Raw genomic sequence first — 15,209 nt, forward strand, 5'->3', positions numbered from 1 at the left:
ATGGCAGAAAGTAAAGAAAAATTTTTTGAACTTCGGAATCTGACAGTGAAATATCATTCTGGAAGTTCCATCATACATGCAGTGAATGATGTTTCCCTTGACTTAAATGCAGGAGAAACATTGGGACTGGTAGGAGAGACTGGTGCTGGAAAAACGACTATTGCCAAATCAATCCTGCGGATTCTTTCTGAAAATTCTGTAGAAAGTATAGACGGTGAGATTTTGTTTGAAGGCCGGCGGATCCTTGATATGGAGGATAAAGAAATGCAGGCTATCAGGGGAAAATCTATCTCAATGATTTTCCAGGATCCTATGACAGCTTTGAATCCTGTTAAAACAGTATTATCTCAGATTGCAGAAGGTTATAAGCTGCATCATAACTGCACAAAAGCAGAGGCAAACAAGCGTGCTATTGAAATGCTAGAAATGGTTGGAATCGGAGAAGACCGTGCTGAAGAATATCCACACCAGTTTTCTGGTGGCATGAAGCAGCGAGTTGTAATCGCATTGGCACTTGCCTGTTCTCCCCGGCTGCTTCTGGCGGATGAACCAACTACAGCATTGGATGTAACCATTCAGGCACAGGTTCTGGATCTGATCAGGGATCTGAGAAATAAACTGGGAACTGCAATGATTCTGATCACACACGATCTTGGTGTTGTTGCGGAAGTTTGTGATAAAGTTGCTGTCATTTATGCAGGCAGAATTATCGAAAAAGGAACCTTAGAGGATATTTATGATCATCCTACTCATCCATATACCTGTGGCTTATTTGCCGCACTTCCGGATATGGATAAAGATGTGGACCGTCTGTCTCCTATAGAAGGACTTCCGCCGGATCCATCCGTGATCCGCGATCATTGTGATTTCCTTGAAAGATGTCCTTATGCATGTGAGAAATGTAAAAAATTCGATAATAAGATGATCGAAATGACAGAAGGACATTTTGTAAGATGCTGGAAGGCAAATGAGGAGGTGTGACAATGGCTGCTTTAGTAGAGACCCAGGATTTAAAAAAATATTTTAAAAGTGGTGCTGGATTGGTCCATGCTGTTGACAACATCTCTTTGAAGATCGAAGAGGGTGAAACTGTAGGACTTGTAGGAGAGTCTGGCTGCGGAAAATCCACTCTTGGAAGAACTTTGATCCATTTAAATGAAAGTACAGATGGAAAAATCATTTTCAATGGAAAAGATGTTACAAAACTGAATAAAAAACAGATGAAGGATTTTCGTAAAGATGTACAGATGATCTTTCAGGATCCGTATTCTTCTCTGAATCCACGTGAAACGGTATCTGATATTATCATGGAACCTCTGAAGCTGGATGGCAGCTTCAGCAGAGAAGAAATAAAAAACAGAACCCGTGAATTAATGGATATTGTAGGAATCGAGAAAAGACTCAGAATGTCTTATCCGCATGAGCTGGATGGTGGACGACGCCAGCGAGTTGGAATTGCTCGTGCTCTTGCCTTAAAACCTAAGTTTATTGTATGTGATGAGCCGGTATCTGCCTTGGACGTTTCCATCCAGGCACAGATTCTGAACCTGCTGATGGATCTGCAGAAGGATATGGGACTTACCTATTTGTTTATTACACATGATATGTCTGTAGTAAAACATATTTCCAATCAGATTTGTGTTATGTATCTGGGCCAGATGGTAGAAATGTGTGATAAGAAAGAGTTGTTTGCATATCCTCTTCATCCCTACACAAAAGCTCTTTTATCAGCTATTCCTACAACTGATATCCATAATCGTAAGGAAAGGATTATCTTAAAAGGTGAGATCAAATCACCAATCAATCCAGGACCTGGATGCCGTTTCGCATCACGCTGTCCTTATGCGGATGAAAGCTGTAACCAGGGAGTTCAGGCGTGTGAAGTACGTCCGGGACACTATGTGGTATGCAATAAGGCAAAAGAAATCAATCAGTTATAAAAGGCGGTGTGATAATGAAAACATTCCGGGACAGCTTTGAAGAAAATTATATGGCTTATGAGGAGCCGTGCAATAATAAAAAAGGATTCCGGATCCGTTATGAATATGTAGGTCCCTGGTATGGCTATAAATTATCAGTAGAAGAAAAACAAAGATATAAACGGATTTTTGCAGGAATGTGCATTCTGAGTACTTTATTTTATGTATTGGCAGCATTCAGAAAATGCGAACTGAATTACAGTTCATATCCGGTTCTTTTTACGGGACTTGCTATGGCAGCATTTTTATTTGAATGGTTTGGTATCGTAAAATTTGTATTCTCGGGTGAGAAGATCACAGTTGAGGGTTTCAAAGAAATAAATGGAATCTTAACGATTGTGCCATATCTGAATACAGTTCTGCTATGGGGTGCAGCGATATCCTGTATTTATATTATGATTAAAAATCAAAGCTATTCCGGAATGATAACAGTACCGGTATTTTACCTGCTAGCCGGCGTTTGCTCTGGCTTGATCGGTTTCTTTTATAAGGTGTTGCCTTATGAAAAAATAAAAAATCATGCATTGGATGATAATTCCAAAAAACGTATTCATATGTAAGGAGGGCTTATTTCAGAAACATATTTGGTCAATTTAGAAAGATAGCGAGGCAGAAAGAATGAGAGGTAACATAAAAGAAGAAAAAAAACAGATGATGTTGAATGAGAACATTGTGACATTGCTTCCCAAAATGGCAGTGCCTACAATTACTGCACAGCTGATTACCACGATCTATAATCTGGTTGATACTTATTTTGTAAGTACGCTTGGTACAAATGCAACAGCAGCAGTTGGTGTAAACAGTTCTCTGGAAAGAATGATCACAATAATCGGTTCCCTGATCGGTGCCGGTGCCTGCAGTTATATTGCAAGACTTCTTGGTGCAAAAGAGGAAGAACATGCAAACAAAGTATTGTCTACATCAATTTTTACAGGTCTTGGCCTGGGAATCATTTTTATGATATTTGGAAAATTGATGCTGGGAGACATTGTTTACTGGCTAGGTGCAACAGAGGAATGCGCAAGCTATTCCATGCAGTATGGAACCTATGTATTGTATGCAGCTCCGTTCATGATTGGAAGCTTCATATTGAATATGTGTCTGCGAAGTGAAGGTAGTGCCACATATTCTATGATTGGTATAGGTTTTGGTGGTGTTTTGAACTGTTTTCTGGATCCATTATTTATTTACAAATTTGGTCTTGGTGTAGCAGGTGCTTCTATGGCAACTGCAATCTCAAAATGTATCAGCTTTATTATTCTGTGCTGGCCTTATATCAGAAAGACCACGATTGTGGAAATCTCTGTTCGAAAATTTGCATTTGTGTGGACTGATATAAAAGAGGTTGTAGCAATTGGTTCAAGCTCTTTCTTCCGCTCATTGCTTACTGTAGCTGCTTCTATTACGATCAACCGTGTTGCAGGAAGCTATTCTACAGCTTCCCTGGCTGCATTATCAGTAGCAAACCGTATCATGGAGTTCCCATTTGCATTTATCCTGGGCTTTGGACAGGGATATCAGCCAGTTGTAGGTTTTAACTGGGGTGCTAAAATCTGGAAACGTGTAAAAGACAGTTATACATACGGCTGCCTGATGGCTGTTGGCGGATCCATTATCATGGGAATCATTATTTTCATTTTTGCTTCTCCGCTGATCCGTATTTTTAACAGTGAAGCAGATATAGAGGTTATGAAACTTGGTCTTCTCTGTGTAAGATTACAGTGCTTTGGACTTATCCTTCATGCACTTAGTTCCCAGGTAAACATGTTCTTTGCGGGGATTGGAAATGCAAAAATGGCATTGCTGGCCAACTTTGCAAGACAGGGATATTGTTTCTATCCGGTACTTCTGATCGCGCCAAGAATCTGGGGAGTAAATGGTGTTGCAGCAACACAGGCACTGGCAGATCTTCTCAGTGCAGTTGTTATTATTCCATTGTTCTTCTATGGACAGAAGGTAATCCGTTTGGCTTCAGAAGAAAAAATCGAAGTGAAACAAAGAAGAAGATAAGCTTTTAAAGAAACATATAGACAGAACTAAGGAAGAATGGAGGAAATTGAATATGTTTATTGAAGTAGATAAAGAAGTAATCGATACTGATGACGATAATATTGTAAAAATTCGTCAGAAGCTGTTCCCTGAAGAAGAAAAAATGCCTCTGGCAAAGTACTTCTATAAGTATCCGCTGCATATGCCAACACCTGTTGAAATGCAGATTATTCAGAAACCAATGGATGTAAAGGATGCTATTCGTCCGGAAAACTTTATGGACCTTTTGAAACCTTATGGATATGACAAGGTGGAACTTGGATATTGTATGTTTGAAGATGGCTCCGGCTATGTTGCTACTTACCGTGTAAGACCACCTCATATTACGGCTGAAATGGAGAGATGGTATCGAAACTGGAGAAACCTGAAATCTAAGAGCATGGTTCCGGGACATGGAAACCTCAGATATAAGATTTGGAATTATGCGGATCATTTTGATCACTATTATGTAAACTGGGAAAATGGTTCCGATGGAATCCATACAACAGAGAGTCTGGATCTTGGAGCTGGAGATCGTATGTATGATACGATACGTCATCAGTTCGATTTAAAAGATTTCGGACTTACTGATGAGAGACTGGAAGAACTGAAAGCTGCTGGTTGTCAGCTTACAGGAAAAGGATCTTATGAAACCTTTGATGAGCCCGGAACTCATTTGTGCCTTGCTTATTCACGTCCTTGCCCACAGGGGGGTGTTGAGACAAGAAGCCGTGAATGGATTGGTTGGAGACCTGTAAATGGAAAGCTGGTAAGAGATTACAGCACAAAATGTGATGAAGAATACTTAAAGAAGGTTGTTATCCATACTTTGATCGAATGGGAGCATTTGTATACATTCCTTCCGGAGCTGTATGCAGAGTATCATGACCAGCCGATGGATGCAGACTAAAAGAGAAGTTTATTGAAAAAGGAGCGTGGATATTATGTTTACATTAGAAGGAAGAACCATGGTAATCACAGGAGGAGCTGGAAATAATGGATGTGCAATGGTAAATGCAGCTCTTGAGCGTGGTATGAATGTAGCTATGCTCAGTGGTTTACATACGAAGGCGCAGAAAGCGATTAAAGAAAAAATCAATCCGAAATATCATGACCATATTATCGGACTGGCTCAGAATCCGAAAGCAAAATGGGAAGAAAATATGGAAGCAGCTCCTGAAATATATGAAACCCGTGAACATATGAGTGACATTATCCGTTATGTATATGAATTTTTTGGAAGCGTTGATGTTGTAGTAAATGCAAAAGGCGGACATATTCGTTATGATTTTGATCATACAGATAAAGCAATCTGGCGTCATTCTATGGAAGTTGTGGAATCAGCTTTTGTAAATGTAAAAAATGCAATGCCGTATCTGCTGCAAAGCAAGGCTGCAAGGGTTATCAATATTACTACCTGGGATGCAAGAAACGGTGGATATTTCCATGATCCTTCTTTTGCAGCTGCAAGAGGCGGCCTGGAGGCTCTGACTTATGAAATGGCAAAGGAACTGGGACCAAGAGGAATTACTTCCAACTGTATTCTTATCGGCCAGTGTGAAGGTGATGTTCCGCCGGAAACTACATTAAGCGATGAAGAAAGAGAAAAAATGTTATCACAGATTCCTGTCGGCCGCATGATGGTTCCTCAGGATCTTGTAGGCGCATTTCTTTTGCTGGCAAGCGAAGAGTCAAGCTTTATCAACGGTGCAAGAATTGATTTAAATGGCGGTTTAATTGTTGGATAAAGAACAAGGAGGTGGTAAAATGGGATTAATATATAATGATGGTATGCCTCATTATGAGCTACCAGAACTGACAAAACAAGAAAAAGCGATGCCTGCGTCCAGGTTTTATACAGATTACAAGTTATATCCGCCTAATCCATTGCAGCAGCAGATACTGGATGCCGGACCAATGGATGTAAAAGATGCAATTCCCATTGAACATTGGCTGGATCATCTTCAAGTGAAAGGTTATCCGAAAGTATGCTATGGATATACAATGATGCCGGAAGGATATGGATTTTACATTGAATATTCTGTTTCACCGGTAACCTGGCAGGGAAAATGGAGAAGGTGGTATGGAAAATGGTATAATCAGCATTCCAAAAGTATGGTAGAAGGTCAGGGCAATCTCCGTTATAAAATCTGGAATCCACTGGATCACTGGGATCACAAATTTGTAAATGGAGTGGATGATAAAGATGGAGTCTGGTCCATGGAAACCTTGGATCTTGGAAAAACAGGTGATCCAAGTAAAGGAATTGGTGCTATTTCTCATAATATTGATCTAAGAGACTATGGTCTTAGTCAGGAACGTTACGAAGAACTTCAGGCAGCAGACTGCAGGGCAGATGCCTGCTGGGAGGAATTTGAAGGGCATCCGGGTCATCATCTGGTACTTCGGTTCAGCCGCCCGTGCCCGCTTGGAGGAAGGGAAAGCATTAATTGCGAATGGATGGGCTTTTATGCGAAAGATGGTAAAATCATTCGGGATGAAGAGACTCCGGTAGATGAAACCTATTTAAAAAATGTTTTAACACATAATACAATTGAAAGACAGCATTTGTATGAAGTATTGCCAGATTTATACGCAGCGTATAGCGAATTACCTATAGACGAAGATTAACTGGTACAAGGAGAGAAGCATGGGAGAAATTAAGACATCGTTTGTGAACGTAGCAAAACGTTCTCCGGGAGTTTTATATGAGCCAGTGCAGAAAAATGAAAAACAAAGGATTGCTGTACTGGTTATGCATTCAGATGAAGACTATCTGCTCTGGCCAACTGGACCGGAATTAGCAAAACGTGGTTATACAGTTTTAAATGCTAATGTTATGAATAAAGAAGGAATCATCTTCAGCCAGATAGACAAAATGCAGAGTGTAAAAGCTGCTGTAGAGTATTTGCGTTCTCTGCCCCAGGTTGAAAAAATTATCTTGATGGGACATAGCGGTGGCGGAACATTGATGTCTGCTTATCAGGCTGTTGCAGAAAACGGACCGCAGGTATTTCAGGGACCAGAAAAGATTTATCCTTATCCAAGTAATGAGAAGTTGCCGCCCGCAGATGGAATCATGTTGTTGGATTCCAACTGGGGAAATGCTGTGATGCAGCTACTGAGCCTTGACCCTGCAGTGGAAGATGAGAAAAGTGGTATGCTGATCAATGAAGACCTGAATCTCTTCAATCCAATAAACGGATTCGATAAAAACGGGTCTACCTATACAGATGAATTTATTCATCATTTTCAGAAATCGCAAAGTATCCGAAATATTTATATTCTGGAATATGCGTTAAGCCGTTTGATGAAGATTGAATCTGGAGAAGGAAACTATATTGATGATGAACCTTTGATTATACCGGGAAGTGCACAGGGATTTTTTAATAATAAATTGTATGCACAGGATATCCGGCTGATGTCACGTACGCAGAAACCTCATTTACTGATACATCCGGATGGAAGCATGACAGAAGAGATCATTCACAGTTTGAGACAGCCTGAAAATCCTCATTCTCTTACCAATTCCTTCTGGGAAGGGGCAAGATTCCTTTCAGTAAAAACATATTTGAATTCTTATGCTGTACGGACTGCTGACGATTATGGTTTTGATGAAAGCCATATGTGGGGTGTGGAATGGGAATCTACGTATAATTGTCCACCTGGAAATGTGGTTCATATAGAAGTACCTACTTTAGTAATGGGAATGACTGCAGGTTGGGAATTTCTGGCTTCAGAAACGATTTATGATATGGCAGGAAGCAAAGACAAAACGATTGCTTTTGTAGAAGGAGCTACTCATAAATTTACGCCGGCTACTTATATAGAAAAAGTTCCGGGAGAGTTTGGGGACACTATGAAAACTATTCATGATTATGTGGATGAATGGTTGAGTGCCGGAAGATTTTAGAAAAAATAAGAAAGGATACAAAAAATCATATGAGAGTAAAATCAATACAAAATATTGACGGATTCTTTAAAGCATTGGAAAAATGTCAGGGAAGAGTGGAGCTGATTACAGATGAGAAGGATGTGCTTAATCTTGCCTCAAAATTGACGCAGTATATAGGACTTACCAGGGTATTTAGCAATCCAGATGTGCAGTCTTATGAGATCGTTTGTTATAATGCGGAGGACTACGCATTGTTAAAAGAATTTCTCGTATGTGTCGGTTAAAATGCTGACTTTGAAATGATAAAATTAATAAAAAGCTTTATATGGGTAAAATTATAATAATATATAGTATAAATATTGTGAAAAATGTCTTTTGCATTATAAAGAAATAATTGTTAAAATGAACTTTGTGCAAGAGGAAACGATATTTGTAGAGAGATATGACACAGAAGTGCATATCTCTCTTTTTATATTATTCTCTTTTGCAAATATACATTGCATATCAAAAATTCGGGATCTGCCACTGATATTTCTACCAGCCATGAGGTGGAGAAACAGTAATCTGTGGTATTTGTAGCATCAGACAATTATCTTAAGAATAAAGCAATGGTCAGAAACAGAGAACTGACATTGTCCATTTAACTGATCAACATAATAAATAACACTTTTTACCCCTATACCGTGGCCGTCTCTGTTGGAAACAGGAATACCGTCTGCAAATTCAGGGATTTTTTCCACAGGATTTTCAACTTGCAGCAGAAGATGATTTTTTTTCTGGGAAACAGTAAGTTTGACCCATTTTGAACTTATATCCATCTGTTCCAGTGCATGCATAGAATTTTCCAGTGCATTTGACAGAATAGTACAGAGGGCAAGGTCAGAACATGGCAATTCTTTTCCTGTAGAAATGTTGCATTTAAGGAGAAATCCCTTATCTGTAAACCGTGAATGATAAATGGAAATTACAGAATTAAGCATTTCGTTTCCTGAATATCTGGCAATGACTGTGTCATCATATGCAGAACTGATTTCTCGGATATATTCTTCTGCTTTTTCAGGATGGTCATTCTGCAGCTGAGTAAGGATGATATTCAGATGATGGCGCATATCATGGCGGAGAATTGCCAACTTTTGGCTGCTGATTTTAACCTGGTTGATTTCTTTTTGCATAGACTGAAGCTGGATCTTGCTAAGGTCATTATAGTGTTTCAGTTCCTGTTTGTTCTCGTATTCCCTGAAATAAATCATGAGAAAGATCAGGTAGGCAATGCAGAAGGCAAAGCCCATAAATTCTACTACAGCCTTGTTTCCGGAATATAACAGACTGGAAAATTTGGTAACTGCATAGTCGAAAATATAATACACAAAAGGAAGAAATCCTATAATACTGAGCTCTCGTGTATCTTTTGCAAAAATTGCTCTTGTGGAACAGAAAACATATCTGTAAAGAAATATAAATGTTCCAAGTGTGGTCAGTATCCTTGCAGAATAGTAGCACCAGTCAATGCCCGTTACGTCCAGTATCAGCAATCCAATCCAGTTGCTTAACTGACAGCACAGATATGCGGAGAAAACTGAAATACTGGAAGATATCAGAGGATATTTATAATGCAGAGACAGGAATAAGATTAGAGGAAGATGCACGATCAGAGGGTATGCCTGCTGTGCAACCGACGTTCCAAACGGTAAGAAAATAGACAGATACAAACCGCCCTGAATACAAAATATAAGGAATAATGTGAGAATATTCTTTTTATTTGATTTTACGCCAAGAAAAAAGGCGGAACAGTAAATTCCAAAAAGTAAAGTGCTTGCATTGTGGACTACAGCCAGAATCTGTATGAACATAACAGAACCTCCTGAATATCATTATATGTATTCAGTATAAAAGATTCTTGACTTATTAGCAAGTCTGTAGTCTATGAACAGTAACTCGGAAGTTTGACAGTTGAATATAAGAAAAAATGCTTGCAGGCCTTATGGTACCTGCTTTTTTTTTCTGCTTCAAAGCTCTTAACCAGTGTTGTACCGGCCTGAAATTATCGTTATGGGGTGTGCCTCTTGCATTCTCACTTTCTTTTCTGACGGCACCGACAGCCAATCTCCGAACTGCGGCGTTTCGAATCATTTATTATATTAGGTACCTTGACAAAATTCGTAGGCCATTTTATACCTTATTAAGGTACCTAATATAAAAACGCAGAAAGCAGGAGGTTTTTTCATGACGGGGCAGTACAAATCTTTAGACCAGAACAACAAGCTGATTTGGAATTTCCGGGATATCGGGCACACCATGCGTCAGATTTCCGAAGGGCGGGGCAGCCAAAAGCGGATTTTGATCCTGTTGCGAGAAACGGTGGGCATGACCCAGAAGGAGCTGACGGTGCACCTCGGCGTGCAGCCCGGCTCCGTCAGCGAGGTTCTCAACAAGCTGGAGAAGGCAGAGCTGATTCTGCGTTCCCCCAGCGAAACCGATCACAGAACCACGGATATTCGCTTGACACCAGATGGGGAAGTGATTGCGAAAGAGGCAAGCACCAAGCGGATTGAACGCCACAAGCAGATGTTTGCTGTGCTTTCCGATGAAGAAAAAGATACCCTTATTGCGTTGCTGGAAAAAGTCAATGCACATTGGGATCGGCTCTATCGGCATCCAGATGGTGAATGAAATGTGGAAGTACATCAAACGGTATCTGCTTTACGGGACACTCGCCGCCATATTTATGGTGGGAGAAGTGCTGATGGATCTGCTTCAGCCAGAGATCATGAGCAAGATTGTGGACGATGGTGTTCTGGGCGTTCACTCCAGCGGCGTGGGAGATATGGGGCTGATCTGGACGCTGGGGTTGAAGATGATCTGTCTGGTTCTTTTCGGCGGGCTGTGCGGCTCGCTGAACAACGCCTTTGTCCACATGACTGGGCAGAATGTGGGCAATGAAATACGAAAGGATGCCTTCTGCAATCTGATGACCTTCTCCTTCCCGCAGGTGGATCGCTTCGGCACGGGTTCTCTGGTGACCCGAGTGACCAACGACATCACTCAGGTACAGAATTTGGTCTCCCAATTTATCCGAGGGATGATCCGCACTGATATGCTGATGTTCGGCAGCATCTTCTATTTGTTTCGGCTGAATACGCACTTCGGACTCATCGTTTTGTGCGCACTTCCGCTGATCGTGGGCTGTCTGGTGCTCTGCCTGTCCAAGGCAAATCCTCTGTTTTCCAGATTGCAGGCGCAGTTGGATCGGATCAATGCCATCATGCAGGAGGATATTTCCGGCATCCGCATCATCAAAGCCTGCATCCGGGAAAGCTATGAAAAACTGCGCTTTGGAAAAGCCATCGACGATCTGATCCGCACACAATTACATGTACTCACCATCCTTGCTTTTATGAATCCTGTCATCAATGCGCTGGTCTATGTGGTAGTGGCGCTGATTCTGCGGGCAGGGGCGGTTGAAGTTGCCGCTGGTGTGACCACGCCTGGCAGCATTATGGCGGCTATTACCTATACCACCCAGCTCCTCAACGGCATTATGGGCCTGACCATGCTGTTCCAGAACATTTCCAGAGGCTTTGCTTCATGGAAGCGTGTCAAAGAGATTCTTCGCACGGAGCCGGAGCTTCGGGACGGTCCCTTTGAAGGGCAGACCAAGCTGCACGGAAAAATCGAATTCCGTGACGTTTCCTTTGCCTATCCCGGCAGCGACCAAATGGTTCTCAAGCACATAAATCTTACCATCCATCCTGGGGAAACGCTTGCCGTTATGGGCGCAACCGGCTGTGGAAAATCTTCCCTTGTCAATCTGATTCCGAGGTTTTACGATGTGACGCAGGGCAGCGTTCTGGTGGATGATGTGGACGTGCGGGAATATAACCTCAAAGCCCTGCGCCAGAAAATCTCCGTTGCGCTGCAAAAGGCCGAATTATTTCACCAGACGATTGGCCAGAATATCAGCTGGGGCAAGGAAGACGCGGACGGCAAGGCCATAGAGGCGGCGGTAGTCATTGCCCAAGCGAAGGAATTCGTTGATAAAATGCCTGATGGCCATGAAACCATGGTGGCCGAGCGAGGGGCCAGCCTTTCCGGCGGACAGAAGCAGCGCATTTCCATCGCCAGAGCTGTTGTAAAACAGAGTGAAATCCTGATTTTTGATGACGCGACCAGCGCATTGGATCTGAAAACAGAAGCAAATCTCTACGCCACCTTGAAGCAGGCCCGCCCGGCCTGCACGAAGATCATCGTCGCCCAGCGTATCGCCTCTGCCCGGCAGGCGGACCAGATCGTTGTACTGGAAAACGGTTCTGTCGCTGCCTGCGGCAGTCACGCGGAGCTGCTGCGGGATTGCCAGGTCTATCGGGATATTTATGACTCCCAGATGGGAAAGGAGGATCGACATGGCTAATGAGAAAAAGCTCATGGAGCGCACCATCCTCGGCATGAACCGCCATGAGCGGTTTGTTGAGGTGGAGCACGCGCAAAACGCAGATGCAGCTCTCAAGCGTCTTGTTTCCTATTTCGCTAAGGAAAAAGCACTGGTGACCGGGATGCTCGCCATCGTGCTGGCAGGTACCCTGTGCGGCGTATATGCGCCCAGTCTGCAAAGCAACGCCATTGACATCATTGCCGGTGAAAAGACTGGCAATCTGGCAAAAACCATCATTGTGATGTTCGCCGCATACTTGATTTACAGCGTAAGTCAGCTGGCACAGGGGGTGCTCAGTGCAAAGATCAGCCAGCGTCTGGTCAAGCGGATGCGCGGGGAGCTGTTCGGGAAGATCATAGACCTTCCCATTCGGTATCTGGACACACATTCCCACGGGGATGTGATGAGTCGCATGACCAACGACATCGAAAATATTTCTACCACGGTCTCTCAATCGCTGCCATCCTTATGCTCCGGTGTGCTGACCATTATCGGGACAGTTTCTATCATGCTCTACTACTGCTGGCAGCTGGCGCTGCTTAGTCTTGCCACGGTGCTTCTGACCCTTCTGGCAACAAAGCTCCTTTCCGGGCAGGTACGAAAATTTTCCCGGAAGCGCCAGCAGCTTCTTGGACAACTCAACGGTATCGTAGAGGAAATGATCGACGGATACCGCACCGTTGTGGCGTATGACCATCAGAAGATCACGACGGAGGAATTCTGCGGCACCTCCGATACCCTGACTAGGGCGGGTATCCGCGCCGATGTTTTCAGCGGTGTTATGGGGCCGGTAATGAACTGCATCGGCAACATCGGTTTTGTTATCATTGCGGCCTTTGGCGGATATTTTTCCATTTACGGCTATATTTCCGTGGGCATTATCTCCGCCTTCATCGTCTATGCCAAGCAGTTCAGCCGTCCAATCAACGAAATTGCCCAGATCTACGGCCAGCTGCAAACGGCAATTGCCGGAGCGGAACGGGTTTTTGTGGTGCTGGATGAGGAAAATGAGGATAGGTCCGGGCAGGCGCTCCCGGAGCACACCGATTCTACCGTCACCTTTGACCATGTGGACTTTTCCTATCGGAGCGGGCATCCCGTAATCCGCGACTTCTCCCTGACGGTACCCAGCGGCAAAAAGGTGGCGTTGGTGGGTTCCACCGGCAGCGGAAAGACCACGATAGTCAATCTCCTGATGCGCTTTTACGATGTGGACAGCGGCAGTATCCTCATTGACGGGCAGGATATTGCCGCTGTCTCCCGGCAGGAGCTGCGGAAAAATGTAGCCATCGTCCTGCAGGACACGGTGCTTTTCTCCGACACGGTGCAGCACAACCTGCAATATGCCAACGAAAATGCAACTATGGAGCAGCTGGAGCAGGCGGCGCAGATGAGCCGCTGCAAGGACATGATCCACGCGCTGCCGCAGGGCTATCAGACCATGCTGGAATCAGGCGGGGCGAACATCAGCCAGGGGCAGCGGCAGCTGTTGGCCATTGCCCGGGCCTTTGTGGCCGATCCCAAGATCCTGATTCTGGATGAGGCCACTTCCAATGTGGATACCCGCACGGAAAAAGCCATCCAGAGCGCCATGCAGAAGATCATGGAAAACCGCACCAGTATTGTCATTGCCCACCGGCTGAGCACCATCCGGGATTCCGACCTGATCGTGGTGATGGATCAGGGGCAGATCGTGGAACAGGGCTCCCATGAAGAGCTTTTGGCACGGCAGGGAAAATACTATGCCCTGTACATGACTCAATTTGCCGGCTTTGCAACATAACTGCTATGGAGGCATCATTCAAGGAGTCCTGTCTAAAACACAGCGTTTGGCAAAAAACATTTGAAATTTTCCTCAGTATCCGCTATAACATATATGTAATGTGTGTCGGTTCTACGTAAATCCAGTTGCAGAAGCGTCGCACGTTCTCGTTCTGGAACCCTGTGAGGAACGACAGACAATTTTATAAAATCGTGTAGCAGAAATGCGTAAATCCAGATGACTTTGGATTTACGCATTTTTATTTTTGGCGCCGAACAGGCAGAAAAACCCCCCAGTTCAACTGGGGGTGAATAAAAACTTATAGTACAAAAAAAGACCTCCTGTGTTAAAATAGAAGTGATTTGGCGACCACACGACTAAAAACACAGGAGGTCATGTCATGAAAGACATTAATAGTTTATCACATAGCAGATGTAGGAAAAATACTAAGGGAACTGTGTGAGAGAAAGGGAGTGGAAATAGAAGCTGCAGAGTGTTGTAAAGATCATATTCACATGCTGGTGAGTATCCCACCCCACCTGAGTGTATCACAGTTCATGGGGTATTTGAAAAGCAAAAGCAGTCTAATGATATTCGACAGGCATGCGAATCTAAAATATAAATATGGGGACCGACATTTCTGGTGCAGAGGATATTTTGTAGATACAGTAGGGAAGTACGAAAATGCAATCAGGGAATACATCAATAATCAACTGTGAAAAGATTCTGGATAAATTAAGAACGATGAATTTCGCTGATATACAAGAACAAGGTTTTATTCCTCTTTACACACGAGACAAGCTAACTGATGCATTGCACAACATTTGTGGATTTGAAACAGATTATAAATTTATAACAAAAAGACAAATGAAAAATATTCAGAAAAAAGTAAAGGGTGGGAATAAAGTACTATATTCCAAAACGACGCAAAAAATCGCTGAACCCCAGTAAAATCAAGGGATACAGCGATTTTTTTATTTTGTAACTGTCAAAAACAGGTGTCCGTTTTACTTTCCAGAAAAGGAAGAAAAATGATGAACAGGAAAAACTGATCCAATTGTCAGGATGCGCTCAAGGATCTTTTAGGCGGTACCATTAAGGAAATGATGGAAGCGG

General features: G+C 43.1%; 13 protein-coding genes and 2 pseudogenes. 14 read left to right on the top strand and 1 reads right to left on the bottom strand.

Features of this window, described 5'->3' with window-relative positions; all coding sequences use genetic code 11:
* From LIQ05_RS13680 to LIQ05_RS13720, 9 genes are read left to right on the top strand one after another with little or no spacing between them, the layout of a single operon-like run.
* On the top strand, positions 1-981 hold the full coding sequence (locus LIQ05_RS13680) for an ABC transporter ATP-binding protein (RefSeq protein WP_226821435.1): 981 nt from the start codon (positions 1-3) through the stop codon (positions 979-981).
* Positions 982-983: 2 nt separating this feature from the next.
* A complete protein-coding gene (locus LIQ05_RS13685) occupies positions 984-1,940 on the top strand; it encodes an ABC transporter ATP-binding protein (RefSeq protein WP_226821437.1) in 957 nt (318 codons plus the stop codon).
* A gap of 14 nt (positions 1,941-1,954) precedes the next feature.
* On the top strand, positions 1,955-2,539 hold the full coding sequence (locus LIQ05_RS13690; RefSeq protein ID WP_226821439.1) for a hypothetical protein: 585 nt from the start codon (positions 1,955-1,957) through the stop codon (positions 2,537-2,539).
* A gap of 58 nt (positions 2,540-2,597) precedes the next feature.
* Positions 2,598-3,989, top strand: a complete 1,392-nt coding sequence (locus LIQ05_RS13695) for an MATE family efflux transporter (RefSeq protein WP_226821441.1) — start codon at positions 2,598-2,600, stop codon at positions 3,987-3,989.
* Positions 3,990-4,041: 52 nt separating this feature from the next.
* Positions 4,042-4,917, top strand: coding sequence for a DAPG hydrolase family protein (locus tag LIQ05_RS13700; protein WP_226821443.1), 876 nt, complete (start codon positions 4,042-4,044; stop codon positions 4,915-4,917).
* A 34-nt stretch (positions 4,918-4,951) separates the two neighbouring features.
* Positions 4,952-5,755 (top strand): SDR family NAD(P)-dependent oxidoreductase, encoded by an 804-nt coding sequence (locus LIQ05_RS13705; protein WP_226821445.1) that lies wholly within the window; start codon positions 4,952-4,954, stop codon positions 5,753-5,755.
* Between the two features lie 19 nt (positions 5,756-5,774).
* On the top strand, positions 5,775-6,638 hold the full coding sequence (locus LIQ05_RS13710; protein WP_226821447.1) for a DAPG hydrolase family protein: 864 nt from the start codon (positions 5,775-5,777) through the stop codon (positions 6,636-6,638).
* A 19-nt stretch (positions 6,639-6,657) separates the two neighbouring features.
* The gene (locus LIQ05_RS13715; RefSeq protein WP_226821449.1) at positions 6,658-7,920 is read left to right on the top strand and encodes an alpha/beta hydrolase family protein; all 1,263 of its coding nucleotides are present in this window, start codon (positions 6,658-6,660) and stop codon (positions 7,918-7,920) included.
* Positions 7,921-7,949: 29 nt separating this feature from the next.
* Positions 7,950-8,186 carry a polya polymerase gene (locus LIQ05_RS13720; protein ID WP_226821451.1) on the top strand — a complete coding sequence of 79 codons (237 nt, stop codon included), beginning with the start codon at positions 7,950-7,952 and terminating at the stop codon, positions 8,184-8,186.
* A 297-nt stretch (positions 8,187-8,483) separates the two neighbouring features.
* Here LIQ05_RS13720 and LIQ05_RS13725 read toward each other — a convergent pair whose 3' ends face one another.
* On the bottom strand, positions 8,484-9,752 hold the full coding sequence (locus LIQ05_RS13725; RefSeq protein ID WP_226821453.1) for a GHKL domain-containing protein: 1,269 nt from the start codon (positions 9,750-9,752) through the stop codon (positions 8,484-8,486).
* Positions 9,753-10,125: 373 nt separating this feature from the next.
* Here LIQ05_RS13725 and LIQ05_RS13730 point away from each other — a divergent pair, with 373 nt between their 5' ends.
* The 5 genes and pseudogenes from LIQ05_RS13730 to LIQ05_RS13750 form a co-directional block, all read left to right on the top strand.
* Positions 10,126-10,572 (top strand): MarR family winged helix-turn-helix transcriptional regulator, encoded by a 447-nt coding sequence (locus tag LIQ05_RS13730; RefSeq protein WP_226821455.1) that lies wholly within the window; start codon positions 10,126-10,128, stop codon positions 10,570-10,572.
* A complete protein-coding gene (locus tag LIQ05_RS13735; protein ID WP_226821457.1) occupies positions 10,529-12,310 on the top strand; it encodes an ABC transporter ATP-binding protein in 1,782 nt (593 codons plus the stop codon). The genes LIQ05_RS13730 and LIQ05_RS13735 overlap by 44 nt, the downstream gene beginning before the upstream one ends.
* Positions 12,303-14,114: an ABC transporter ATP-binding protein gene (locus LIQ05_RS13740; RefSeq protein WP_226821459.1), complete on the top strand. Its 1,812-nt coding sequence runs from the start codon at positions 12,303-12,305 to the stop codon at positions 14,112-14,114. The genes LIQ05_RS13735 and LIQ05_RS13740 overlap by 8 nt, the downstream gene beginning before the upstream one ends.
* 410 nt (positions 14,115-14,524) lie before the next feature.
* Positions 14,525-14,812, top strand: a pseudogene (gene tnpA, locus LIQ05_RS13745) (IS200/IS605 family transposase); the annotation flags it as partial.
* Positions 14,808-15,044: pseudogene (locus tag LIQ05_RS13750) on the top strand (hypothetical protein); the annotation flags it as partial. The pseudogenes tnpA and LIQ05_RS13750, both read left to right, overlap by 5 nt.
* Between the last annotated feature and the right edge of the window lie 165 nt (positions 15,045-15,209).

It is taken from the genome of Blautia glucerasea, assembly GCF_020537505.1.
Taxonomy (GTDB): domain Bacteria; phylum Bacillota; class Clostridia; order Lachnospirales; family Lachnospiraceae; genus Blautia_A.